At 71.9% G+C, this 23,184-nt stretch carries 19 protein-coding genes and 1 riboswitch; of the genes, 6 read left to right on the forward strand and 13 right to left on the reverse strand.

The window, feature by feature from the left end; all coding sequences use genetic code 11:
* Window positions 1-60: 60 nt before the first annotated feature.
* Window positions 61-248: riboswitch (cobalamin riboswitch) on the reverse strand.
* Between the two features lie 232 nt (window positions 249-480).
* The 3 genes from ACN20J_RS09265 (at window position 481) to ACN20J_RS09275 (ending at window position 4,311) form a co-directional block, all read left to right on the forward strand.
* The gene (locus ACN20J_RS09265; RefSeq protein WP_419665687.1) at window positions 481-2,346 is read left to right on the forward strand and encodes a TIGR03767 family metallophosphoesterase; all 1,866 of its coding nucleotides are present in this window, start codon (window positions 481-483) and stop codon (window positions 2,344-2,346) included.
* 148 nt (window positions 2,347-2,494) lie between these two features.
* Window positions 2,495-2,902, forward strand: coding sequence for a CoA-binding protein (locus tag ACN20J_RS09270; protein ID WP_189843885.1), 408 nt, complete (start codon window positions 2,495-2,497; stop codon window positions 2,900-2,902).
* A 272-nt stretch (window positions 2,903-3,174) separates the two neighbouring features.
* The gene (locus ACN20J_RS09275) at window positions 3,175-4,311 is read left to right on the forward strand and encodes a PQQ-dependent sugar dehydrogenase (RefSeq protein ID WP_419665688.1); all 1,137 of its coding nucleotides are present in this window, start codon (window positions 3,175-3,177) and stop codon (window positions 4,309-4,311) included.
* A 163-nt stretch (window positions 4,312-4,474) separates the two neighbouring features.
* Here ACN20J_RS09275 and ACN20J_RS09280 read toward each other — a convergent pair whose 3' ends face one another.
* The 3 genes from ACN20J_RS09280 to ACN20J_RS09290 all read right to left on the reverse strand — a co-directional run bounded on the left by ACN20J_RS09280 (window position 4,475) and on the right by ACN20J_RS09290 (window position 6,909).
* A complete protein-coding gene (locus ACN20J_RS09280) occupies window positions 4,475-5,356 on the reverse strand; it encodes an MHYT domain-containing protein (RefSeq protein WP_189843887.1) in 882 nt (293 codons plus the stop codon).
* Window positions 5,357-5,563: 207 nt separating this feature from the next.
* Window positions 5,564-6,373, reverse strand: a complete 810-nt coding sequence (locus tag ACN20J_RS09285) for a VOC family protein (RefSeq protein WP_189843888.1) — start codon at window positions 6,371-6,373, stop codon at window positions 5,564-5,566.
* Between the two features lie 176 nt (window positions 6,374-6,549).
* Window positions 6,550-6,909, reverse strand: coding sequence for an ArsR/SmtB family transcription factor (locus tag ACN20J_RS09290; RefSeq protein ID WP_190231743.1), 360 nt, complete (start codon window positions 6,907-6,909; stop codon window positions 6,550-6,552).
* A 98-nt stretch (window positions 6,910-7,007) separates the two neighbouring features.
* Here ACN20J_RS09290 and ACN20J_RS09295 point away from each other — a divergent pair, with 98 nt between their 5' ends.
* Window positions 7,008-8,153 (forward strand): cation diffusion facilitator family transporter, encoded by a 1,146-nt coding sequence (locus tag ACN20J_RS09295; protein ID WP_361908799.1) that lies wholly within the window; start codon window positions 7,008-7,010, stop codon window positions 8,151-8,153.
* A gap of 21 nt (window positions 8,154-8,174) precedes the next feature.
* Here the strand turns inward: ACN20J_RS09295 and ACN20J_RS09300 are convergent, their stop codons facing one another.
* Both ACN20J_RS09300 and ACN20J_RS09305 read right to left on the reverse strand, forming a co-directional pair.
* On the reverse strand, window positions 8,175-8,732 hold the full coding sequence (locus ACN20J_RS09300) for a YbaK/EbsC family protein (protein ID WP_419665689.1): 558 nt from the start codon (window positions 8,730-8,732) through the stop codon (window positions 8,175-8,177).
* A gap of 43 nt (window positions 8,733-8,775) precedes the next feature.
* A complete protein-coding gene (locus ACN20J_RS09305; protein ID WP_189843892.1) occupies window positions 8,776-9,348 on the reverse strand; it encodes a helix-turn-helix domain-containing protein in 573 nt (190 codons plus the stop codon).
* 140 nt (window positions 9,349-9,488) lie between these two features.
* Here ACN20J_RS09305 and ACN20J_RS09310 point away from each other — a divergent pair, with 140 nt between their 5' ends.
* Window positions 9,489-10,340, forward strand: coding sequence for an EamA family transporter (locus ACN20J_RS09310; RefSeq protein ID WP_419665690.1), 852 nt, complete (start codon window positions 9,489-9,491; stop codon window positions 10,338-10,340).
* A gap of 59 nt (window positions 10,341-10,399) precedes the next feature.
* On the opposite strand, the gene ACN20J_RS09315 is transcribed toward ACN20J_RS09310, so the two are convergent.
* On the reverse strand, window positions 10,400-11,218 hold the full coding sequence (locus tag ACN20J_RS09315) for an acyltransferase (protein ID WP_189843894.1): 819 nt from the start codon (window positions 11,216-11,218) through the stop codon (window positions 10,400-10,402).
* An 86-nt stretch (window positions 11,219-11,304) separates the two neighbouring features.
* On the opposite strand from ACN20J_RS09315, the gene ACN20J_RS09320 reads away from it, so the two are divergent.
* The gene (locus tag ACN20J_RS09320) at window positions 11,305-11,835 is read left to right on the forward strand and encodes a gamma carbonic anhydrase family protein (protein ID WP_189843895.1); all 531 of its coding nucleotides are present in this window, start codon (window positions 11,305-11,307) and stop codon (window positions 11,833-11,835) included.
* 103 nt (window positions 11,836-11,938) lie between these two features.
* Here the strand turns inward: ACN20J_RS09320 and ACN20J_RS09325 are convergent, their stop codons facing one another.
* The 7 genes from ACN20J_RS09325 to iolB all read right to left on the reverse strand — a co-directional run bounded on the left by ACN20J_RS09325 (window position 11,939) and on the right by iolB (window position 23,165).
* A complete protein-coding gene (locus ACN20J_RS09325) occupies window positions 11,939-12,595 on the reverse strand; it encodes a DedA family protein (RefSeq protein WP_419665691.1) in 657 nt (218 codons plus the stop codon).
* A gap of 113 nt (window positions 12,596-12,708) precedes the next feature.
* The gene (locus ACN20J_RS09330) at window positions 12,709-15,177 is read right to left on the reverse strand and encodes a beta-glucosidase family protein (protein ID WP_419665692.1); all 2,469 of its coding nucleotides are present in this window, start codon (window positions 15,175-15,177) and stop codon (window positions 12,709-12,711) included.
* Window positions 15,178-15,371: 194 nt separating this feature from the next.
* On the reverse strand, window positions 15,372-17,840 hold the full coding sequence (locus ACN20J_RS09335; RefSeq protein WP_189843898.1) for a SpoIIE family protein phosphatase: 2,469 nt from the start codon (window positions 17,838-17,840) through the stop codon (window positions 15,372-15,374).
* A 118-nt stretch (window positions 17,841-17,958) separates the two neighbouring features.
* On the reverse strand, window positions 17,959-18,741 hold the full coding sequence (locus tag ACN20J_RS09340; RefSeq protein ID WP_190231749.1) for a GntR family transcriptional regulator: 783 nt from the start codon (window positions 18,739-18,741) through the stop codon (window positions 17,959-17,961).
* Between the two features lie 123 nt (window positions 18,742-18,864).
* Window positions 18,865-20,361 (reverse strand): CoA-acylating methylmalonate-semialdehyde dehydrogenase, encoded by a 1,497-nt coding sequence (locus ACN20J_RS09345; RefSeq protein WP_189843900.1) that lies wholly within the window; start codon window positions 20,359-20,361, stop codon window positions 18,865-18,867.
* A 31-nt stretch (window positions 20,362-20,392) separates the two neighbouring features.
* A complete protein-coding gene (iolD, locus tag ACN20J_RS09350; protein WP_419665693.1) occupies window positions 20,393-22,267 on the reverse strand; it encodes a 3D-(3,5/4)-trihydroxycyclohexane-1,2-dione acylhydrolase (decyclizing) in 1,875 nt (624 codons plus the stop codon).
* Between the two features lie 7 nt (window positions 22,268-22,274).
* A complete protein-coding gene (gene iolB, locus ACN20J_RS09355; protein WP_190231751.1) occupies window positions 22,275-23,165 on the reverse strand; it encodes a 5-deoxy-glucuronate isomerase in 891 nt (296 codons plus the stop codon).
* Between the last annotated feature and the right edge of the window lie 19 nt (window positions 23,166-23,184).

Genomic DNA, 23,184 nt, shown 5'->3' on the forward strand with positions numbered 1-23,184 from the left:
TCCTCAGTCGTCGAGGGCTCGAACGCGGAGCCCGGTCGTACGGTGCTCCCCCGTCGGCGCGTGACCGCGGAGGCCGCCAGCAGGTCTTCGGACTCGGGGTCACCCGGACGAGGCGCCTTCCCGGACCGTCATGTCGGTCCAGTGGCCGATGCCCCGCCCGTCACCCTCACCGCTGCGCGTCAGCTCCGGATTCCCACCGGATTCCCTGACCCACGTACATGGGTTCGACTGGCCTCGGCAAGCTATCACGGCGGGTGTCGCGGACCTGCGGGCGGACCTGCGGAGAGGCCGGGGACGGACCGGCGTACGGCCCTGCCGACGGACGCGGCGAACGGACCGGCAGGACGGGCCCCATCGGCCGCTCCACCTGTTCCGGCCGTGTTCACGGCTACGCCACACCCCTGCCCACGCCGCTGCCCCCACGGCCTGAATGAGTGGTTCCGCTCAGTCAATCTCCAGGAGGCACCGGAGGGCCGCCCCATGACCGGGACCGAAATGGCGGGGACCGCATCCGCAATCAACCGTCGTCGCTTTCTGCTCGCGTCCGGCGCCGTCGCGGTGGGAGCGGCCGGAGGAGCAGCCGCCGTCTTCCCGCGGCAGCACCCGACCCCGACCGTGCAGCCCGCCGCGGAGAGCGCCGCCCCTCAGCCGCCCCTCGCCACCCGACGACCGGCACGCCAGGCGCCGCGACGCGCGGCCCCGTACGCGGCGACCACCCTGGACACGACGGCCCGCCTCGCCGGCCACGCGCACCCCGACACCTACCGACGGCTCGTATCGGGCCCCGGCTGGCCCATGGTCGTACGCGGGGATCTCGCGCCCGCCGCCACCGGCCGCCAGGACCGGCGCACCCCGCTCGCCTGCTTCGTGCAGTTCACCGACCTGCACCTCACGGACGTGCAGAACCCGCTGCGCACCGAGTTCCTGCGGTCGCGCAGGCCCGCCGCGTGGCGGGCCCAGGAGGCGCTGACGGTGGCGGGGGCGGTGGCGCTCGTGGAGCAGGTGAACGCGCTCGGCCAGGGACCGCACACCGACCTCGCGCCCTCGTTCGTGATGACGACGGGCGACAACATCGACAACAACTCCGCGATCGAACTGGACTGGTTCCTCACACTGATGAGCGGCGGCAGGATCACCCCCAACAGCGGGGATCCGTCGGCGTACGAAGGCGTCCAGAACTCCGGTCTGCCCCTCTACTGGCACCCGGACGACGGGGCCCTGCGCGACCTGGACAAGCGACGCGGGCTGCCCCGCATACCCGGCTTCCTCGACGCGGCGATACGGCCCGTGACCAGCCCGGGGCTCGACATCCCCTGGTACTCCACGGTCGGCAACCACGACGACATCCCCGGCGGCTGTCTGTCACCCGCGCTGGGCGACTTCGCCGTGGGCTCCCGCAAGCTGCTGTCGGTCCCGGCCACAGACGCGGCGGCCTACGCGAAGGCGCTGAACTCCGGCGACGACCCCAAGAGCGAGGTGCTCTCGGCGATCCTCAAGCGGCACGCCACCTCGGCGCGGACGGTGACGGCCGACGAACGGCGCCGGCTGTTCACCCCGCACGAGTACCTGGCCGCGCACCTCGACCCCGCCCACGCCGGAGCGGGCCCGGTCGGCCACGGCTACACGGAGAACAACCTGGACGGCGACCGGATGTACTACACGTTCCGGATCGCCGAGAACGTCATCGGCATCAGCCTCGACACGACGTACCGAAGCGGCCACTACGAGGGCTCGCTGGGCACCGATCAGCTCCGCTGGCTGGAGCGGACGCTGGCCGCGCACAGCTCCCGGTCCTACGACGCCGACGGCCGCCCCGTACGCAACGCCGGGGCCGACGACGCCCACGTCCTGGTCTTCAGCCACCACCACAGTCCGAGCATGACCCGCCGCCCCGACGCCGCCCGCACGGAGGAGCCGCGGCACGACGGTGCGGAGGTCCTCGCCCTGCTCCACCGGTTCCCGAACGTGGTGGCCTGGATCAACGGCCACAGCCATGTCAACCGGATCACGCCCCACGCCCACGCCACGCCCGCCCGGTCCTTCTGGGAGGTCAACACCGCCTCCCACCTGGACTATCCGCACCACGCCCGCGTGATCGAACTGGCCGACAACGGGGACGGCACGGTCTCCCTGTTCACCACCCTCGTCGAGTCCGCCGCCCCGCACCGCACCGACCCGGACTTCACCGACCTGTCGGCGGTGGGCCTGGCCTCCCTGTACCGGGAGCTGTCGTACAACGCCCCCGACCTGGCCACGGGCATGAAGGCCGGCGTCCACGAGGTCTGGGCGGGCGGTCCCGGCGACCGCAACGTGGAACTGCTGGTGGCCGCCTCCGCCTCACGCTGAGGCCATCACCCCGGGGCCATCCCGCTGAGGGCGCGGCCCCGGCGCGAGCCCGGTCGCGGACGGGGGGGAATCACCGCGCCGCGCTCACTGTTGTCGCGCGCAGCAGCTCTCGTACGCATCCGGCGTACACATCCCAAGGAGGCCGACCGTGTACGGCGACCCGGCAACGATCCGCAAGATCCTCAGCGAGTCCGGCGACACCTGGGCGATCGTCGGCCTGTCGTCGAACGAGCGGCGTGCCGCGTACGGCGTGGCGGGCGTCCTCCAGCGCTACGGCAAGCGCATAGTCCCGGTCCACCCGAAGGCCGAGACGGTCCACGGCGAGAAGGGGTACGCCTCGCTGGAGGACATCCCCTTCGACGTCGATGTCGTCGACGTGTTCGTCAACAGCGACCTCGCCGGTTCCGTCGCCGACGAGGCGGTCGCCATCGGTGCCAAGGCGGTCTGGTTCCAGCTGGGCGTCATCGACGAGGCCGCCTACGACCGCACCCGCGCGGCCGGCCTCGACATGGTCATGGACCGCTGCCCTGCGATCGAGATCCCGCGCCTGGGCTGACGCGACACGTCGGTGGATGCCTGTGAGTTCGGTGGATGCCGGTGAGTGCGGGATGTGACCCACAGCAGAGCGGGATGTGAACCCATAGCGGAACAGGGGCAGTTGGGCAGGTTATTGGTCTAGGCCAAACCGCCCTGCCCCAGTATCCTCATGCGTGGCCAGCGGCACACAATCCCCCCACCCAGGTTGCGTGCTGGCTCGGGCGACACCCACACAACCCTGCCCCAGGCAGCCGGGTGACTTCCCCATTCCCCGCCTTCTGGAGGGTCACGGTGAAAGTTCGCACCCGAAGCACGGCGTTCATCGGCACCATCTGCCTCGTCGCATCCCTCGCCCTGACCACGGCGTCCGCCGACGAGCCCGCCGCCCCACGCCAGGCGGCGAAGGTCGCGCTCAAGGAAGTGGCCAGAGCCCAGAACCCGATCGCCGGTGCCGCCGGGCCCGGTGGCACGGTCTGGATCGCCGAACGCGCGGGCACGGTACGGGTCCTGGACGACAAGGGGCTCGGCGAGCCCGTCCTCGACATTTCCGACGAGACCACCACCGACGGGGAACGCGGCCTGCTGGGCATCGCGTTCGACAAGAAGTTCGCGCACTTCTACATCTCGTACACGAACCTCGAGGGCACCAGCACCGTCGACGAGTTCGCCGTGCGGCACGGCAAGATCCGGCCGAACACCCGGCGCACCGTCATCACCCAGCCGCAGCCCTACTCGAACCACAACGGCGGTGACATCAGGTTCGGCCCCGACGGCTACCTCTACATCGCGCTCGGCGACGGCGGCTCGGGCGGCGACCCGCACGGCAACGGACAGAACCTCGACACGCTGCTCGGCAAGATGCTGCGGATCGACCCGCAGGGCGGCAAGCCGTACGCGATCCCGCGGGACAACCCCTTCGTCGACGACCCGAACGCGAAGGACGAGATCTGGGCGTACGGGCTGCGCAACCCGTGGCGGTTCTCCTTCGACGCGCGCACCGGCGACCTGCTGATCGCCGACGTCGGCCAGAACGACTGGGAGGAGATCGACTGGGCCCCGGCGAAGAGCAGGGGCGGCGAGAACTACGGTTGGTCCCAGATGGAGGGCACCCATCCCTTCCGGGGCGGCACGGAACCCGCGAACCACGTACCGCCGGTCCACGAGTACGACCGCACCGGGCTGGGCTGCGCGGTGACCGGCGGATACGTCTACCGCGGCAGGGCGATCCCGGATCTCAAGGGGCAGTACGTGTTCAGCGACTACTGCGACGGCACCCTGCGCACCCTGCGGATGAAGAACGGGAAGGTGACCGGCGAGAGCGACCTCGGCGTCAACGGCGGGGAGGTCATCTCGTTCGTGCAGGGCGGCGACGGCGAACTGTACGTGCTCGGCATCGGTGGCAGCGTCTCCCGCATCGACCCGGCGTGACCACTACTCGCTCACTCGCTGAAGCGGACCGACGAATCCGCTGAAGTCGACCGGCTACCCCGCTGAAGCCGACCGACGACCCCGCTGAAGCGGTCCGGCGGGGAAGAACGGCCCGCTGCCCGGCGATCGAGATCCCGCGCCGGGCCGCGGAGCCGGCGCTCGCTCACCAGTTGCGCGGCGCCGGTGCCCCCTGCCCGTACGCGCGTCGACTCGCGTCGGACGGTGCCTCGAAGAGGGAGCCGGACTCCTCGGCCCAGCTCACCTGTGACGCGGGCGCACGTCGGCCGGTGACAGGGCGCCGCCAGTCGCCGTCCCCGAGGACCAGCATCGGGTCGAACATCACCACCACTCCCGCGAGCAGCAGGAAGAGGGCCGGGCCGAGGAGCATGGGGAGCAGGAGCGAGTAGGCGGAGCCGCCGACGCCGGGCGAGCCGGTCGCGTCGTGGAGGTGCACGCTGACGGCCGCCATGCCCGTGTAGTGCATGCCGGAGACGGCGACACCCATGACGAGGCTGGCCGCCAGGCTGGTCATGAAGCCGCGGATCGCGACCGCGGCCCAGAGAGCGGCGGTGGCGGCGACGATGGCGATCACGATGGAGAGGGCCACGGTGGGGACGTCGTACTGCAGGCTGCCGTTCACACGGATGGCGGCCATGCCTATGTAGTGCATGGCGGCGACCCCGATGCCCGTGAAGGTGCCCGCCATCAGGAGGGTCGCCGTGTTGGCACCGCGGTAGCCGACGGCGAAGACGCCCAGGCCGACGACGACAATCGCCACGGCGAGGCTGAGAATCGTCAGGCCGACGTCATAGCGAATTTGGCTTTCCTCGACCTGGAATCCGATCATGGCGATGAAATGCATCGTCCATATTCCGCTTCCGATCGATGCCGCTCCGAGAGCCAGCCAGCCCGGCTTCCACGACTGTTCGTTGCGCAGAGACCGGGTGATGCAGCGCAGCCCCAGGGCCGCTCCCAGGCATGCCATGACGTAGGCCGCCAGCGGCGTGACCATCCCATAGCTGAATCCGTCGACAGTTCCTTGCATATGCCAACATCCCCCCGAAAAACAAGTGTTGCGGGGGACAGATGTACGCGCCGTGACAGGCGGGGGCAAGCGTTTTCGATCGATTCGCAGTGAACTGCATGCCATGTTCATTAATTCCGGACATCGATGGGCTTTTTTCAGCCGGAGGCATGCATTCTGGTGGCGCGATCCCATCGTTCGGGCGGTGCGACTCCGCCAGGCACGGCCCTACTGTTCCTTCCGCGACGCGACCGTGAACTGCGCGCCGTCGGGGTCCCGCAGCACCGCCTCCTGCGAGGACGCGCCCTCCTGGACCGTGCCCCCGTGGGCCAGCGCCGCGCGCACGCACGCGTCGACGTCGTCGACCGCGAAGTGCACCTGCCAGTGCGGCCGGACCGTGGGATCGGGCGCCGCCTCCACCGCACCGGAGTGGATACGGGCCACCACGTCACCGTCACTGCGCAGCACGACCTCGTCGCCGTCGTAGTGGACCTCGATGCGGCCGGGCTCCGAGGTCGCCCACTCCAGCACCTCCCCGTAGAACATCGCGGCGTCGAAGGCGTTCCGCGTGTGCAGTCGCAGGAAGGCCGGGGCAGCCCGGCGCCAGGTCTCCCAGCCGGCGACGAGCCGGCCTTCCCAGATGCCGAAGACGGCGCCGTCGCGGTCGGCCAGCACCGCGGCGCGGCCCGGCGGGAAGCCGATGGGCCCGACCGCCGTCGTACCGCCGCGCTCCTGGGCGCGGGCGACGGCCTCGTCCGCGCTGTCCACGGCGAAGTACGGGGTCCAGGCGACGGCCATCTGCCACATGGAGGCCACGGCGGCGATGCCCGCGACGGGCACCCCGTCCGCGTACGCGATCCGGAACCGGTCCATCAGACTGGCCTCCCGGAAGCGCCAGCCGAGCACCGCCCGGTAGAAGTCCTCCGCGGCCTGCTGGTCGCGCGCCGTCAGGCTGACCCAGCACGGGGCGCCGACCACCGCGTGGCTGGAGATGACGTCGCTTCGGGGTGTTGCGTCGCGTGTTGCGTCGCGGTTCATGGCAGTACCGTCCTGGATCGGGCCGACCGGCGTACGCGGACGTCCGGCAGCGTCGGAAGCACCTCGGGGCCGTGGTTCCGTCACCTCCAGCATCACCCGCATCGGCGTCCCGCGCCCGGAGGCGGTTTCCGGCTCACGCCCCGAGTACCCGAGGGCCCCGCCCGAAACAGGCCGCCTCAGTCGTGCGTCGGCCGGTCGCTGAGCCGGTGATCGGCCAGGTTGAGGGCCTCGTCCACGACCCGGCGCAGGTGGCCGTCGCGCAGGGAGTAGATCACCCGGCGGCCCTCCTTGCGTGTGTTGACGAGCCCTGCGAGCCGCAGCCGCGCCAGATGCTGGCTGACGGCCGGACGGGCCGCTCCGCAGCGCTCCGTGAGCGTCGTCACGTCGGCCTCGTCCTCGGCCAGGGCGTGCAGCAGGACGAGCCGGGTGCGGTCCCCCAGAAGGGCGAGAACCTCCGCGGCGAGGGCGAACTGTTCCTCGCCGGGTGTTCGCGGATGCTCATCGTTCGCAGGTGATAGGTGCAAGCGTGCGCTCATACGCACATAATGGCTCCGTGGGCCTCGCCGAGTCCACCGAGCACACCGGAGAACCGAGCACGCCGGAAACCGGAACTGAAACCGGAAAGGGGACCCATGTGAGCGCCGGGCACCACGGGCACAGCCACCAGGACGAGCACGGGCACGAGCACCACCACCACGGGCATGGGCACGGGCAGGACCGCAGCGCCCCCGGCCACGGGCAGGGCGCAGGGCACCCGCCCCACGCCCGCCAAGGCCTCCGCCGCGACCTCCGTCACCGTCTCACCCACCGCGTCGCCCACCTCCTCAAGCCCCACTCCCACGCGAGCACCGACAAGGTCGACCCGGCCCTCGAATCCTCGGCCCGAGGCATCCGCACCCTCTGGATCTCGCTGGCCGTCCTCGGCGTGACCGCGGTGGCGCAGGCGGCGGTCGTCGCGGTCTCCGGTTCGGTCGCGCTGCTCGGCGACACCGTGCACAACGCGGCGGACGCGCTCACCGCCGTACCGCTCGGCATCGCCTTCGTGCTGGGCAGGAGGGCGGCGACGCGCCGGTTCACGTACGGCTACGGCCGGGCGGAGGACCTGGCGGGACTCGCGATCGTGCTGACGATCGCCGCGTCCGCGGTCTTCGCGGGCTGGACCGCCATCGACCGGCTGTTCGCGCCGCGCCCGGTCGAGCACATCCCGATCGTCGCCGCGGCGGCCGTCATCGGCTTCGCGGGCAACGAGTGGGTGGCCCGCTATCGCATCCGCGTCGGCCGCGAGATCGGCTCGGCCGCGCTCGTCGCGGACGGACTGCACGCGCGCACCGACGGATTCACCTCGCTCGCCGTGCTCCTCGGCGCGGGCGGCGCCGCGCTCGGCTGGCAACTCGCCGACCCGGTGGTCGGGTTGGCCATCACGGTCGCCCTGCTGCTGGTGCTGCGCGACGCCGCACGCGAGGTCTTCCGCCGGGTCATGGACGCGATCGACCCGGAGCTCGTCGACACGGCCGAGCGGGCGCTGCGCGAGGTGCCGGGCGTGCAGGCGGTGGGTGAGCTGCGGCTGCGCTGGATCGGCCACCGGCTGCGGGCCGAGGTGGCGGTGGTCGTCGACGGCGAGGCGAGCGTCCGGCAGGCCCACGGCATCGCGGTCGAGGCCGAGCACGCCCTGCTGCACGCGGTCCCGGGGCTCACCGCGGCCCTGGTCCACGCGGATCCGTCACCCGCGCCGGGCGAGACGGACCCCCACCTCGCCCTGGCCCACCACACGGCCGCCTGACGGAGACGGAAACGGAAAGGGTCAGGCGACCCCAAGTCCCTCCAGCACCACGGCGTTCGGCAGCTCCGCGAACACCTTGCCCGGAACGAGCAGCTTCCCCCGCCGGCGACCGCTGCCGACCAGCACGTACGGGAGGTCGACCACCGCCGGGTCCACCAGCACCGGCCAGTCGGCGGGGAGCCCGATCGGCGTGATGCCGCCATACTCCATGCCTGTCTCGCCGGTCGCCATGTCCATCGACGCGAACGAGGCCTTGCGCGCGCCGAGTTGGCGGCGCACGGCGCCGTTCACGTCGACGCGGGTGGTGGAGAGTACGACGCACGCGGCGAGCGTGCTCTCCCCGCCTCGCTTGCCCGCGACGACCACGCAGTTGGCCGACCGGTCGAGGAGGTCCTGGCCGTAGTGCTCGACGAAGGTGGCCGTATCGGCCCACTCCGGCTCGGTGTCGACGTACACGATCTGGTCGGCGGGGACGCTGCCGCGCCACTGGCGTACGGCGTCGGCGACCGGGCGGGTCAGTGTGTCGAGGCAGTCGGGAGCGGGGGTGGCGTCGTCGAACTGTCCGATGGGTGCGCGCATGACGGCACGCTAACAGCCGTGCGTACGGCGCCGGACGAGGGTCTCAGTGCACGCCCGGGACGGACACGGCCATGACCATCTCCAGCGGTTCTTCGCCTGAATTGGCGTACGTGTGAGGGGTGTTGGCCTCGAAGGAGACGCTCGCGCCCGCGGGGACCCGGTACTCCTCACCGTCGACGGTGAGCGTCAGCTCGCCCTTCGTGACGTGGAGGAGCTCGACCGTGCCCGTGGGGTGCGGGTCGGAGGGGCTGCCCTCGCCCGGCATCAGCAGCCAGTCCCACATCTCCAGCGGGCCGGGGGCCTCGGTGCCCGCGAGGAGCCGGTTGTAGCTGCCCGCGTCGGTGTGCCAGAGCCGCACGGCCTGGTCGGCCGGGACGATCCGGACCTTCGGGCCCTGCTCGTAGTCGAGCAGCGTGGTGATGCTGATGCCGAGCGCGTCACCGATCTTGACGACCGTGCCCAGGCTGGGGTTGGTACGGGCCTGCTCGATCTGGATGAGCATGCCGCGGCTGACCCCGGCGCGGGCGGCGAGCGTGTCCAGGGTGAAGCCGCGCTCGGTGCGCCAGCGCTTGACACTGCGCGCCAGGGACTGGGTCAGGAGGTCGAGGTCCGACACTTTCCGTCCAATTGTTCTCGTGGTCCTCATGAGGCTCGGCCCCCATGAGGCTCGTTCAATATTCTGGATGACAGAGTTCAATGAACTGAACTACGGTGTGGTGCACCGAATCGTTCATCGAACTGTACTGCGAGGCATCCATGACAGCGCTGTTCGCCCTGGCCACAAGCCTCCTGTGGGGGCTGGCCGACTTCGGCGGAGGGCTGCTGGCACGACGTACGCCCGCGCTGACGGTCGTGGTCGTCTCGCAGTCGATCGCCGCCGTCGTGCTCGGCGCGATCGTCCTCGTCACCGGCGCCTGGAGCGAGGCGAGTCCGCAGCTGTGGTTCGCGGTGGCGGCGGGACTAGTCGGACCCGTCGGGATGCTGGCCTTCTACAAGGCGCTCGCCCTCGGCCCGATGGGCGTCGTCTCGCCGCTCGCCTCGCTCAGCATCGCCGTCCCCGTGGCGGTGGGCCTCGTACTCGGCGAGCGCCCCGGCCTGGTCCAGTTCGCGGGTATCGCGGTCGCCGTGGTCGGGGTCGTGCTCGCGGGCGGGCCGCATTTCAGGGGCGCCCCCGTGCAGCGGCAGGCCGTACTGCTCACGCTGGTCGCCGCGTTCGGGTTCGGTGCGGTGATGGCCCTGATCGCCGAGGCGTCGTCCACGCTCACCGGCCTCTTCCTCGCCCTGTTCGTGCAGCGCGTCACGAACGTGGTCACGGGAGGCACGGCCCTGTACGTCGCCGTCCGGCGCGGCAGCGTGGCACGCCTGAACATCGCGTGGGGGTCCCTCCCGGCCCTGGCGTTCGTCGGACTCGCGGACGTGGCCGCCAACGGCACGTACTCACTGGCCGCCCAGCGCGGCCCGGTCACCGTGGCCGCCGTCCTCGCCTCGCTCTGCCCGGTGGTGACGGCCCTCGCCGCGCGCGGCTTCCTCAGCGAGCGGCTGCGCGTGATCCAGGCGGCGGGGGCGGGCCTGGCGCTGGTGGGCACGGTGCTGCTCGCGACGGGCTGAGCGACCACCGGGCCCCAGCCGCGAAGGGGCCCGGAGCACCCCCGTTCGGGCCCGGCCGGTCAGGACTCGGCTCGTACGTCCTCGTGGGCGGCCTCGACGGCCCGCAGACCGGCGATGCTCTCCGCGTCCAGCTCCGCCAGCGCGAGCAGCTGCTCCGGCGTGACCCCGTCGGGGATCGGCACCGGCGCGGGCGTGCGCAGCGGCGGCTGCCAGCCGTCGGCGGGGGTCCAGCGGCGTACGACCCTGGCCGGCGCCCCGGCCACCACCGCATGGTCGGGGACGACACCGCGTACGACCGCGCCGGCCGCCACCACGACGTTCCGCCCGATCCGCGCGCCGGGCAGGATCACCGCGCCCGTGCCGATCCAGCAGCCCGGGCCGATCTCCACCGGCTCCATCCGCGGCCACTGCTTGCCGATGGGCTCGTGGGGGTCGTCGTACGAGTGGTTGGTGGACGTCACGTACACGTACGGCCCGAAGTAGCAGTCGCTGCCGATCGTGACCGTCGTGTCGGCGATGACGTGGCTGCCGCGGCCGAGGACGACGCCGTCCCCGATACGGAGGATGGGGTCCGGGCCGAGGTCGAGGTCGGGCATCAGCCCGGCGGTCAGAGTGACCTGTTCGGCGATGATGCAGTGGGCGCCGAGATGGATCCACGGCTCACCGAAGACGGTGCCCTGCGGGAAGGCCAGCCTGGTACCTGTTCCCATCGCCCCGAAGTGCAGCCGCCCGGGTCGCTCGGCGGTCACCGCGCCCGTCCGTTGCACCCAGGACCAGCCCGCGTGGACGGCGCGCTGGACGAGTCGGCGCCGCCGGGATGAGAACGTGTTCTTGCGCTTGGGCACCCGCTCACCGTACTCAGCGTGACGTCCGGCCATGAGCTCGGGCGCCTGTGATCTTCGCCCCACCGTGGCGTGGCCGCATCCCTTACGGTGCCGGTACCAACGAGAACGAGGAGACGGCGATGACGCACGAGGCGCTGATCGCGGGCATGGGCGGCAAGGATCCGAAGGTGGATCAGGAGGCGTTCGTCGCCCCGATGTCCGTGGTGCTCGGCGAGGTGACGCTGCACCCCGGCGCGAGCGTCTGGTACGGGGCGGTGCTGCGGGCCGAGTGCGGGCCCATCGTCATCGGCGCGGACAGCAACGTGCAGGACAACTGCACGCTGCATGTCGACCCCGGGTTCCCCGTCACCGTCGGGGAGCGGGTGTCCATCGGGCACAACGCCGTGGTGCACGGTGCCACTGTCGAGGACGACTGTCTGGTCGGGATGGGGGCGACGATCCTCAACGGGGCGGTGATCGGGGCGGGTTCACTGGTCGCCGCGCAGGCGCTGGTACCGCAGGGGATGCGGGTGCCGCCGGGGTCGTTGGTCGCCGGTGTGCCCGCCAAGGTGAAGCGCGAGCTCACGCCCGAGGAGCGGGAGGGGATTTCACTGAACGGGACGTTGTATGTGGAACTCGCGAAGGGGCACCGGGAAGCACACGGGGGCTGAGGTTCGTCGCGGGCTGCGGGCCGGCCGTGGCTGGTCGCGCAGTTCCCCGCGCCCCTGGAACGGGGCTGCGCCCCGTCATCGGGTGCAGCCCCTCGGTCGTCGCCTAGTCGGTCGCCGGTACCGGCTCGGCCGCCGTCCGCTCGGCCTCGCGCTCCGCCGAGACCTTCTTCGCCTTGCGCTTGAGGACCAGCATCGAGGTGAGGCCGATGAGGAGGGCCAGGACCAGGCCGAGCCAGGAGAAGCGCTTGAGCCAGGACTCGGCGACCACGCCGACGTAGTAGATGACCGCGGTGGTGCCGCCGGCCCAGAGGATGCCGCCCAGGACGTTGGCGGTGAGGAACTTCCAGTACGGCATGCGCAGCACACCCGCGAGCGGGCCCGCGAAGATCCGCAGCAGGGCGACGAAGCGGCCGAAGAACACGGCCCACATGCCCCACTTCTCGAAGGACTTCTCGGCGGTGGCGATATGGCCCTCGCTGAAGTGCCTGGGGAACTTCGCGCCGAGCCAGGCCAGCAGTGGGCGTCCGCCCTTGCGGCCGATGGCGTAGCCGATGGAGTCACCGACGATCGCGCCGGCGACGGCGCAGGCGCCGAGGATCACGGGGTTGATGTCACCGTGCTGGGAGGCGAGCAGCGCCGCGGAGACGAGGATGATCTCGCCCGGCAGTGGAATGCCCAGGCTCTCCAGGCCGATGACCAGGCCCACCAGCAGATAGATGCTGACCGCGGGCACTGTCTCTAGCCACTCCTGGACGTGCAACGCCGGTTCCTCCCGATTCACCGCGGGCCGGGCCGGGCCCGGCGTGCGCTCGGCCGCGAGCGCACGCCGGGCAGCCTACCCGGTCACTTGGACGGCACGGAGTCCCGTCGGCCTCACACCTGCGCCCTCCCGCTGAGCCGCAGTTCACCCGCGGAGGCCCCCACCCACACGGTCCGCCGCCCGGTGCCGAGGACCCAGCCGTGCCGTTTGGCGTCCCACGAGGAGAGGGTGCGCTCGTCGACGCGCACGGTGACCTTGCGCGACTCCCCCGCCTTCAGCGCGAGCCGCTGATAGCCGCCCAACACCCTTTCGGCCTGGTCGACTTGGAGGTCCGGCGAGGCGCCCACATAGACCTGCGGGATGTCGACCCCGTCCCGCCGTCCCGTGTTCCGCACGGTGAACACCACCTCAAGACCGTCCCCGGTCCGCTCCACGCCCAGGCCCTCGTACACGAAGGAGGTGTACGAGAGTCCGTGCCCGAACGGGAACAGTGGCCGCACGTCCTCCGCGTCGTACCAGCGGTGGCCGACGTGGACGCCCTCCGAGTACTCCTCGACGCCGTTCACACCCGGGTAGCGGCGCGTGTCGCCCGCGACCGGGTGGTGCGCGTCGTCCACCGGGAAGGTCTGGGTGAGCCGTCCGCCGGGGTCGCAGTCGCCGAACAGGACGGCTGCGGTGGCTGCCGCGCCCTCCTGGCCCGGGTAGTACATCTGCAGCACGGCGGCGGTGCGTTCCAGCCACGGCATCGACGTCGAGGAGGAGGTGTTGAGGACGACGGTCGTGCGGGGGTTCACCGCCGTCACCGCCTCGATCAGCCGCCCCTGGTGGCCGGGGAGCGCGAGGGTCGTACGGTCCTGGTTCTCGGTGGCGTCCTCGTACGCGAAGAGCACGACGCTCTCGGCGGCCCGGGCCGCCTCCACGGCCTCGGCGACGTCCTGGGCGCGGGTCGCACCGGTGGCGTGGCGCAGCCGGAACGTCTGCCCCTGGGCGCCGCCCTTCGCGGTGATCTCGACCCGGTGCTCCCCGGCGGCGAGATCGAGCGTCCTGCGGCGCACCGCGAGCCCGTCAGGCGCGGCCGACACCAGACCACCCGTGAAGTGCTCCGCGAGTCCGGTCGCCACCGGGAAGAGGTCGACTCCGTCGAGGAGCACCTTGGGCCGCGTTCCGGAGTAGTGGATGACGAAGGTCCACTCGTCGGCGTCCTCGACGGTGAGCGTCCCCTTGTACGTCCAGGTCTTCCCGGCGGCGACGCGCTGGCCCTCCGGATCGATGCCCTCCGCGAGCGCGTCCTCGGGCAGGGGCTTGCCGAAGAGGTCCTCGCCGAGCGCGTAGGACACCTGGGCGCCTCGTCCCGCGCGGGACGTGATGGCGTCGAGCGGGCGCTCGGCGTGGTCGGGGATCACGTGGGCGCTGCCGCCGCCACTGACGAAGGGCAGCGAGCCGGTGGGGCCGACGACGGCGATGCTGCGGGCGGCCTCGCCGGTCAGGGGCAGTGTGCCGTTCCTGTTGTGCAGGAGGGTCGCGCCGGCCTTGGCGACCTCCAGGGCGACCGCCGCGCCCGCCGAGGGGTTGCGTGCCGGGCGGGGCGGGGCGCTGCCGTCGAGCATCCCGAAGTCGTCCATGGTGGTGAGGATGCGGCGTACGGCCCGGTCGACGTACTCCTCGGAGACGCTCCCGTTCTGGACGGCAGTCTTGAGCGCCGCCCCGAAGTACTTGCCGTTCGGCATCTCCATGTCGAGGCCCGCGGTGAGCGAGGCGACCGTGCTGTGGGCCGCGTGCCAGTCGGTCATCACCCAGCCCTCGAAGCCCCAGCGGTCGCGGAGGATGCCGGTGAGGAGCTCCTTGCTCTCGCAGGCGTAGGTGCCGTTGACCTTGTTGTAGGCGCCCATGACCGCGCGGGCGCCGGCGCCGACGGCGGCCTCGAAGGCGCGCAGCTCGACCTCGTTGAGGGTCTGCTCGTCGACCCGTACGTCGATGGAGTCGCGGTCCTTCTCCTGGTTGTTCATCGCGTAGTGCTTGACGGTCGCGATGAGGCCCTCGCTCTGGATGCCCTTGATCTCCTCGGCCACGAGGTCGGCGGAGAGCAGCGGGTCCTCGCTGAACGTCTCGAAGTTGCGGCCCGCGTACGGGGTGCGGATGAGGTTGACCATCGGGGAGAGCAGCACGTCCTGGCCGAGGGCACGGCCCTCGCGGCCGATGACCTGGCCGTAGCGGCGGGCGAGCCCGGGGTCGAAGGCTGCGGCGAGCAGGACGGGCGCGGGCAGGGCGGTGGCGTGCTGCTTGACGCGGACTCCGGCGGGGCCGTCGGCGAGGCGCAGCGGCGGGATACCGAGCCGTTCCACGCCGGGCACGTATCCGGCCTGGCCGAGGGCCTTGGGGTCGGTGGCACCGTGCAGCATGGAGAGCTTCTCGTCCAGGGTGAGCTTGGTGAGCAGTCCCTCGACGCGGGGGCCCGCGGCCGGTTGTCGGCGGGCGGTGGCCGCGTGTGCGAGGGACGGGGGTCCCGCGGTCGCGGCCAGGGCGACGGCGGTCGCGCCGCTCAGCAGGCGCAGGACGGACCGCCGGGACACGGTGTCGGACATGAGGCGTCACTCCTCGTTGGGTACGGGCACGAGGAGGTGAACCGCGGGGGCGCGCGGGCGGCCGGTCCGGGGTAGACCTCCGGACGCACTATGCGACAAAAGTGACTTAATACCACGTTAGGCACAACGGGCACGGCGGAAATGTGTCGCGCCGCCGCGACGCGACGCCATGCCTCACCGCGCTGCCGGCCCGCTCAGATCTCTGGACCTGTGAGTGACTGCTCGGTCCAGATGATCTTGCCGTCCTGGGTGTAGCGGGTGCCCCAGCGCTGGGTGAACTGGGAGACCAGGAACAGTCCTCGGCCGCCCTCGTCGGTCGTCTTCGGGTGCCGCAGGTGCGGCGCGGTGGGGCTGGCGTCCCAGACCTCGCAGACCAGCGTCCGCGACATGATCAGCCGTAGCCTTATCGGCCCGGAGGCGTGCCGGATGGCGTTGGTGACGAGTTCGCTGACGACGAGTTCGGTGGTGAAGGTCAGCTCGTCCAGGCCCCACTCGCACAGCTGCCGTGACGTCCGCTTGCGTACGTCGGCGACGGCCGCCGGGTCGCTGGGCAGCTCCCAGGACACCGTCCGTTCCGCGTCGAGGCGGCGGGCCCGGGCCATCAGCAGGACCACGTCGTCCGGCGGACGGGCCGGGACCAGGGCCTCCACGACGGCCTGGCAGCGGTCGTCGAGGCTGGGGGCCCGCCGTTCGAGCACTCTGCGCAGCCGTTCCCGGTCGGCGGCGGCGTCCCGCTGCGGCGCGGGCCCCTCGGCGGCGAGCAGGCCGTCGGTGCACAGGGCGAGCACGCTGCCTTCCGCGAGCGGCAGTTCGACCGATTCGAAGGGCGGGCCGCTCACACCGAGCGCGGGTCCCGGCGGCAGCTCGGGGAAGTCGACCGTGCCGTCCGGGGCGACGATCGCGGGCAGCCCGTGGCCCGCGGCGGCCATGGAGCACCGGCCGCCGACCGGGTCGTACACCGCGTACAGACAGCTGGCGCCCTTGGCCCGTACGCCGTCGGCGCGCGGGGCGGCCTCGGGGTCGTCCTCGTATCCGGCCCGGTCGACCAGGTCGTCGAGGTGGGCGAGCACCTCCTCGGGCGGCAGGTCCAGGTCGGCGAGGGTCTGTACGGCGGCTCTCAGCCGGCCCATGGCCGCGGCGGCCTCGATGCCGTGGCCGACGACGTCGCCGACCACCAGGGCGACGCGCGCGCCCGACAGCGGGATGACGTCGAACCAGTCGCCGCCGAGTCCCGTCAGTTCGTCGGCGGGCCGGTAGCAGGCGGCGACCTCCATCGCGTCCTGCTCGGGGAGCCGGTGCGGCAGCAGATGGCGCTGCAGTACGAGGGCCGCGTCGCGCTCCCGGGTGTAGCGGCGGGCGTTGTCGAGGCACAGGGCCGCGCGGCCGACGACCTCCTCGGCCAGGCCCAGGTCGTCCTGGTCGAAGGGGTCCTGCCGGTGGCGCCGGAAGAACGTGGTGATCCCGAGCATGGTGCCGCGGGCCCGCACCGGCACGATCATCGCGGTGTGCAGTCCGAGGTCGAGGAAGGTGGCGGCCCGGTCGCCGGCGATGCCCGTGGCCCATTCCGGGGCCAGCGGGTCGAGCCGCTCCTCGATCCAGGAGGTGCCGCCGGTCAGCGCGCGGATCGGGGGTGCTCCGGGCAGGTAGGCGGCCACGTCGCCGATCCCGACCACGGCCTCGGGGACGCCCTCGTTCACGGACTGGTGTCCGGCCCGCCGCAGCGGCATCGCGTCCGGGCCGCTCAGCGGCCCGGAGACGGGCTCGCCTCCTTCGAGGACGGTCTCCAGCAGGTCCACGGTGACGAAGTCGGCGAGTCCCGGCACCGCCACGTCGGCCAGCTCCTGGGCGGTGCGCATGACGTCGAGGGTGCGGCCGAGGCGCTTGCCGGCCTGGTCCAGGAGGGTGAGGCGTTGACGGGCCCGGTAGCGCTCGGTGACGTCCACCACCGTGTAGTACACGCCGATCGGGTTGCCGTGGTCGTCGTCGAGCCGCGTGAACGACATCGCGTGGGCGGTGTCCCGGTGCGGCGCCGAGCGGACCGTACCGACGTGTTCGTAGCCGACGACGGCCTCGCCGGTCTCCAGGACCTGGCGCATCACGGCCTCCAGGGCCTGGGCGTTCAGGCCCGGCTGGATGTCCGCGAGCCGTTTGCCGATCCGCTGGTGTGCTGGTCCGCCGCCGAACTGCTCCAGGGCGGCGTTCGACCACACGTACCGCAGATCCGCGTCGACGATCGCTATGCCGATGGGTGAGTGCGAGGCCAGCCGTTCCAGCACCGTGCGGCTCATGTCCCAGCCCGCGGCGCCGGTCGAGTCGGCGGCGAGCACCACCCAGCGCGGCGGGCCGGCCGCGCCCTCCACGGCCGGGATGACCCGCACCGTGGTGACGACGGGGTGCCCGTCGCGGTGGCGCACCGCCAGGAGTCCGGTCCAGCCGCCGTTCCGGCCGCAGCGGCGGGTCAGGTCGGGCAGGCGCTCGGCGTCCTCGGGCATCAGCAGCTCGGCCGCGGTCCGGCCGACGACCTCGGCCCCGCGATAGCCGAACAGCCGCTCGGCGTCGCCGGTCCAGCCTGCCACCGCCATGCGCGCGTCCAGCAGCACCACCGCGGCGTCCGCCATGTCGAACCGCCGCCGCGCCACGCCGCTCTCCTCGCTGGTCGCCACTCTGACCCCCTCCGTCCCGGGGAGTGGTCCCTTCCCGTACGCCTCGCTCCGTGCACCCGTGCGATACGGGCCCAACGTACCGCCGCGACCGCCTTCCGACCCCGGCAGCCGCACCCGATCAGGGGCGTACGAGCAGCTGGAAGTCGAACGTGTAGCGCGCGGCGCGGTAGACGTGGGTCCCGTACTCTACGGCCCGCCCGGTGTCGTCGTAGGCCGTGCGGCACATGGTGAGCAGCGCGGCTCCCTCCGGCTCGTCGAGCAGAGTGCCCTCGTCGGCGGTGGCGCAGCGGGCGCCCACGGTCTGGTGGGCGCTGTGCAGGGTGATTCCGGCGGCCCGCATCATCCGGTAGAGGCCGGTCTCCTCGAGCCGTTCGGTGTCGAGTTCGAGGAGCGTGGCGGGCAGGTAGTTGCACAGGTGGGCGACGGGTTCGCCGTAGGTGGAGCGCAGCCTTTCGAGCACGATGACGTCCCGGCCCTCGGGGATGCCGAGGGCCGCGGCGACCTCCGGAGAGGCCGACTCGATCTCGTTGCGCAGCACCCGGGTCGCGGGGCTCTGCCCGGCGGCCGCCAGGTCGTCGTACAGGCTGCTCAGTTCGAGCGAACGCCGGACCTGGCTGTGCACCACCTGGGTGCCGATGCCCCGGCGGCGCACCAGCAGGCCCTTGTCCACCAGGGACTGGATGGCCTGGCGGACGGTCGGCCGGGACAGGCCGAGCCGGGCGGCGATGTCCACCTCGTTGCCCAGCAGGTTGCCCGGGGCGAGCGCCCCGTGCTCGATCGCGGACTCCAGTTGCTGGGCGAGCTGGTAGTAGAGCGGGATCGGGCTGCCCCGGTCCAGGGCGACCTCCAGGCTGTCGAACGCGGCGACGTTCGCCTGACGTACGGTCTCGGTCTCTGCCACGGAGCCCTCTCCCTTCACATGTCCGTCGGTGCGTGGCGTCCGGTCAGGTCGTGCCGGGTGTCACGTACCGCTTCGGTGAGGCCGTACCCGGTCGGGCACGGCCTCCTTCGGGTGTGGCTTCCGTCAAGAGTTGCTGGGGAAGCCGAGGTTGATGCCGCCGCCGTCGGCCGGGTCGGGCCAGCGGGTGGTGATGACCTTGCCCTGGGTGTAGAAGGCGATGCCGTCGTTGCCGTAGATGTGGTGGTCCCCGAAGAGGGAGTCCTTCCAACCGCCGAACGAGTGGTAGCCGACGGGCACGGGGATCGGCACGTTGACGCCGACCATGCCGGCCTGGACCTCCAGCTGGAAGCGGCGGGCGGCGCCGCCGTCCCGGGTGAAGATCGCGGTGCCGTTGCCCCAGCGCGAGCTGTTGATCAGCGCGATGGCCTCGTCGTACGTCTCGGCGCGGACCACGCACAGCACCGGGCCGAAGATCTCGTCCTTGTACGCGTCCGCGGTGACCGGCACCTTGTCGAGGAGCGAGACGCCGATGAAGAAGCCGTCCTCGTGGCCCGGGACGGTGAAGCCGGTGCCGTCCACGACGACCTCGGCGCCCTGGGCGGCGGCGCCCGTCACGTACGAGGCGACCTTGTCGCGGTGCTCGCGGGTGATGAGCGGGCCCATCTCGCTGGCCGCGTCACTGCCGGGTCCGATCTTCAGGCCCTTGGCCCGCTCGGCGATCTTGTCGACCAGCTCGTCGCCGGTGTCACCGACGGCGACGACGACGGACACGGCCATGCAGCGCTCGCCGGCCGAGCCGTAGGCGGCGTTGATGGCCTGGTCGGCGGCGAAGTCCAGGTCGGCGTCGGGCAGTACGAGCATGTGGTTCTTGGCGCCGCCGAGGGCCTGTACGCGCTTGCCGTGCTCGATGCCCTTGAGCTGGATGTACTTGGCGATGGGCGTGGAGCCGACGAAGGAGACGGCCGTGATGTCCGGGTGCTCCAGGAGGCGGTCCACGGCGACCTTGTCGCCCTGCACGACGTTGAGGACGCCGTCCGGGAGGCCCGCCTCGGAAGCGAGTTCGGCCAACCGGTAGGAGGCGGAGGGGTCCTTCTCGCTCGGCTTGAGGACGAAGGTGTTGCCGCAGGCGATGGCCAGCGGGAACATCCACATCGGCACCATGGCAGGGAAGTTGAACGGCGTAATGCCCGCGACGACACCGAGCGGCTGGCGGATCGCGGCCACGTCGACGCGCGTGGAGACCTGCGTGGAGAGCTCGCCCTTGACCAACTGCGGTACGGAACAGGCGAGTTCGACGATCTCCATGCCCCGGGCGACCTCGCCGAGCGCGTCCGAGTGCACCTTGCCGTGCTCGGCGGTGATCAGCTCGGCGATCTCGTCGCGGTGCGCGTCGAGCAGCTCGCGGTACTTGAAGAGGACGCTCGTGCGCTTGGCCAGCGAGGCGGTCCCCCAGCTCTCGAAGGCGGCCTTCGCGGAGGCGACGGCGGCGTCCACCTCGTCCACGGAGGCGAAGGGCACCTGCTTCTCCTGGGCGCCCGTGGCGGGGTTGTAGACGGGGCCGAAGCGGCCGGAGGTGCCCTCGACGGGCTTCCCCCCGATCCAGTGGTTCATGTTCTGCATGGTGTGGATCCTTTTCGTGAGCGGAGGGAGGTCAGAGGTGGCGGCGGCGGTCGACGACGCGCTCGTCGTACCGCTCGCGGGCGCGGGAGGCGGCGTCGCGGGAGGCGACCTCGGCGACCGGTACGTCCCACCAGGCCTCGGCGGCCGGGGCGGTGGGCGTCGGGTCGGTCTCGACGTACACGCACGTCGGCCGGTCCGAGGCACGGGCCGTGGCCAGGGCGTCGCGCAGTTCGCGGACGGTCTTGGCGCGCAGGACGTCCATGCCGAGGCTGGCGGCGTTGGCCGCCAGGTCCACGGGCAGCGGGGCGCCGGTGAAGGTGCCGTCGGCGGCCCGGTACCGGTAGGCGGTGCCGAAGCGTTCGCCACCGGTCTCCTCGGAGAGGCCTCCGATGGACGCGTACCCGTGGTTCTGGATCAGCACCAGGTTGACGGGCAGGCCCTCCTGGACGGCGGTGACGATCTCGGTGGGCATCATCAGGTACGTGCCGTCGCCGACCAGGGACCAGACGGGGGTGCCGGGAGCGGCCTGCTGGACGCCGATGCCCGCCGGGATCTCGTACCCCATGCAGGAGTAGCCGTACTCCAGGTGGTACTGGCGCGGGCTGCGCGCACGCCACAGCTTGTGCAGGTCGCCGGGGAGCGAGCCGGCCGCGTTGATGACGACGTCGTCGTCGCCGACCACGGAGTCCAGGGCGCCGAGGACCTGCGTCTGGGTGGGGACGGCATGCTCGTCGTCCGCCCGGTACACGGCGTCCACGACCTCCTCCCAACGCTCCTTGCCCGCGCGGTACTCGGCCTCGTACGCCGCGTCCACGCGGTGGCCGGACAGCGCCTCGGTGAGGGCCTCCAGACCGGAGCGGGCGTCGGCGACCAGGGTCCGCGCGCTCAGCTTGTGCGCGTCGAAGGCGGCCACGTTGAGGTTCACGAACCGCACGCCCGGCTCCTGGAAGAGCGTGGCGGAGGCGGTGGTGAAGTCCGTGTACCGGGTGCCGACGCCGATGACCAGGTCGGCGGTGCGGGCCAGTTCGTCGGCGACGGCGGTGCCGGTGTGACCGACGCCGCCGAGGTCCGCCGGGTGGTCGTGGCGCAGGGAGCCCTTGCCGGCCTGGGTGGACGCGACCGGGATGCCGGTGGCCTCCACGAACGCCTTCAGGGCCGGCTCGGCCTCGCTGTGGTGGATGCCGCCGCCCGCGACGATCAGGGGGCGCCGGGCGCCGCGTACGGCTTCCACGGCTGCCGCGAGCTCGGCCGGTTCGGGGGCCGGGCGGCGTACGTGCCAGATCCGGTCGGCGAAGAACTCCTCGGGCCAGTCGTACGCCTCGGCCTGGACGTCCTGCGGCAGGGCGAGGGTGACGGCGCCGGTCTCGACGGGGTCGGCGAGCACGCGCATCGCGTTCAGGGCGGAGGGGATCAGCGCCTCGGGGCGGGTGATCCGGTCGAAGTAGCGGGAGACCGGGCGCAGGGTGTCGTTGACGGACAGGTCCGCCTCGACGGGGTGCTCCAGCTGCTGGAGCAGCGGGTCTGCGGCGCGGGTCGCGAAGTAGTCGCCGGGCAGGAGCAGCACCGGGAGGCGGTTGACCGTGGCCAGGGCCGCGCCGGTGACCAGGTTGGTCGCGCCGGGGCCGATGGAGGTGGTGACCGCCTGCGCGGAGAGCCGGTTCAGCTGGCGGGCGTACCCGACCGCGGCGTGCACCATGGCCTGTTCGTTTCGGCCCTGGTGGAACGGCATGGTCTCCTCGCCGGCCTCCAGGAGCGCCTGGCCGATCCCGGCGACGTTGCCATGGCCGAAGATCCCCCAGGTACCGGCGATCAGCCGGTGCCGTACGCCGTCGCGTTCGGTGTACTGCACGGCCAGGAAACGCACCAGAGCCTGGGCGACGGTCAGGCGGAGGGTGGAGCGGCTCATCGGTTCCTCACTGGGACGGGGTGGGTCGGGTCAGCCGGGGGTCGACGGGCTGGCTCGGCCAGGTGTCGCGGATCCAGGCGTGGTCGGGGTGGTCGCAGATCAGCCAGGCCCGGTCGGCGCCGGGGCCCGCCATGACGTTGAGGTAGTACATGTCGTGACCGGGCGCGGCGATCGAGGGGCCGTGCCAGCCGTCCGGGATGAGGACGACGTCGCCGCCGCGCACCTCGGCGAGCACATCGGTGCCGCTGCCGTGGCCGGACGGGGAGACCCGCTGGTAGCCGAGGCCGGGCGTGCCCTCGTGGTCGGCGATCTCGAAGTAGTAGATCTCCTCCAGCTCCGACTCCTCGCCGGGCCGGTTCTCGTCGTGCTTGTGCGGCGGGTACGAGGACCAGTTGCCGCCCGGGGTGATCACTTCGACCGCGATGAGCTTGTCGCACTCGAAGACCCCGGCCGCGCCGAAGTTGCGGACCATGCGGGAGCAGTTGCCGGTGCCGCGCAGCTCGACCGGGACGGACTCGGCGGGCTCGTAGCGGGCCGGCAGGCGCCGGGAGCAGCGGGCCCCGGTGAGCGCGAAGCGCCCGCCGTCGGCCGAGGTGAGCGTCGCGGTCGCGTCCCGCGGAACGTACACGAAGTCGCTGGCCCCGCTGAACACGCTCGCCCGGCCGCGCAGCTCGAACTCGTCGCGGCCGAAGTCGTCCACGACCGTGACGCCGCAGCCGCCGCTGAGCGAGGTCACGATCCACTCGCTGTCCCCGGCGGTGAACAAGTGCGTGCCGCCGGGCGCGAGTTCGAGGACGCGGAGGCTGGAGTAGTCCCAGCCGGCGCTCTCCGGGGTGACGTCCACGGCGTACGGGCCGCTCGCGGCCTTGCCCGCGGGCAGGTGGTGTGCGCTGGTCATGAAAAGTGGATCCTTCCGG

This window comes from Streptomyces sp. 2-1, from assembly GCF_048564895.1.
Classification (GTDB): domain Bacteria; phylum Actinomycetota; class Actinomycetes; order Streptomycetales; family Streptomycetaceae; genus Streptomyces; species Streptomyces phaeochromogenes.

Excerpts from the sequence above, each read along its gene's own strand:
- iolD (WP_419665693.1), bottom strand. The coding sequence starts at position 22,267 with ATGAGCCGCTCCACCCTCCGCCTGACCGTCGCCCAGGCTCTGGTGCGT.
- iolB (WP_190231751.1), bottom strand. The coding sequence starts at position 23,165 with ATGACCAGCGCACACCACCTGCCCGCGGGCAAGGCCGCGAGCGGCCCG.
- ACN20J_RS09280 (WP_189843887.1), bottom strand. The coding sequence starts at position 5,356 with ATGCAAGGAACTGTCGACGGATTCAGCTATGGGATGGTCACGCCGCTG.
- ACN20J_RS09285 (WP_189843888.1), bottom strand. The coding sequence starts at position 6,373 with ATGAACCGCGACGCAACACGCGACGCAACACCCCGAAGCGACGTCATC.
- ACN20J_RS09320 (WP_189843895.1), top strand. The coding sequence starts at position 11,305 with ATGACGCACGAGGCGCTGATCGCGGGCATGGGCGGCAAGGATCCGAAG.
- ACN20J_RS09330 (WP_419665692.1), bottom strand. The coding sequence starts at position 15,177 with ATGTCCGACACCGTGTCCCGGCGGTCCGTCCTGCGCCTGCTGAGCGGC.
- ACN20J_RS09265 (WP_419665687.1), top strand. The coding sequence starts at position 481 with ATGACCGGGACCGAAATGGCGGGGACCGCATCCGCAATCAACCGTCGT.
- ACN20J_RS09310 (WP_419665690.1), top strand. The coding sequence starts at position 9,489 with ATGACAGCGCTGTTCGCCCTGGCCACAAGCCTCCTGTGGGGGCTGGCC.
- ACN20J_RS09290 (WP_190231743.1), bottom strand. The coding sequence starts at position 6,909 with ATGAGCGCACGCTTGCACCTATCACCTGCGAACGATGAGCATCCGCGA.
- ACN20J_RS09315 (WP_189843894.1), bottom strand. The coding sequence starts at position 11,218 with ATGGCCGGACGTCACGCTGAGTACGGTGAGCGGGTGCCCAAGCGCAAG.
- ACN20J_RS09345 (WP_189843900.1), bottom strand. The coding sequence starts at position 20,361 with ATGCAGAACATGAACCACTGGATCGGGGGGAAGCCCGTCGAGGGCACC.
- ACN20J_RS09300 (WP_419665689.1), bottom strand. The coding sequence starts at position 8,732 with ATGCGCGCACCCATCGGACAGTTCGACGACGCCACCCCCGCTCCCGAC.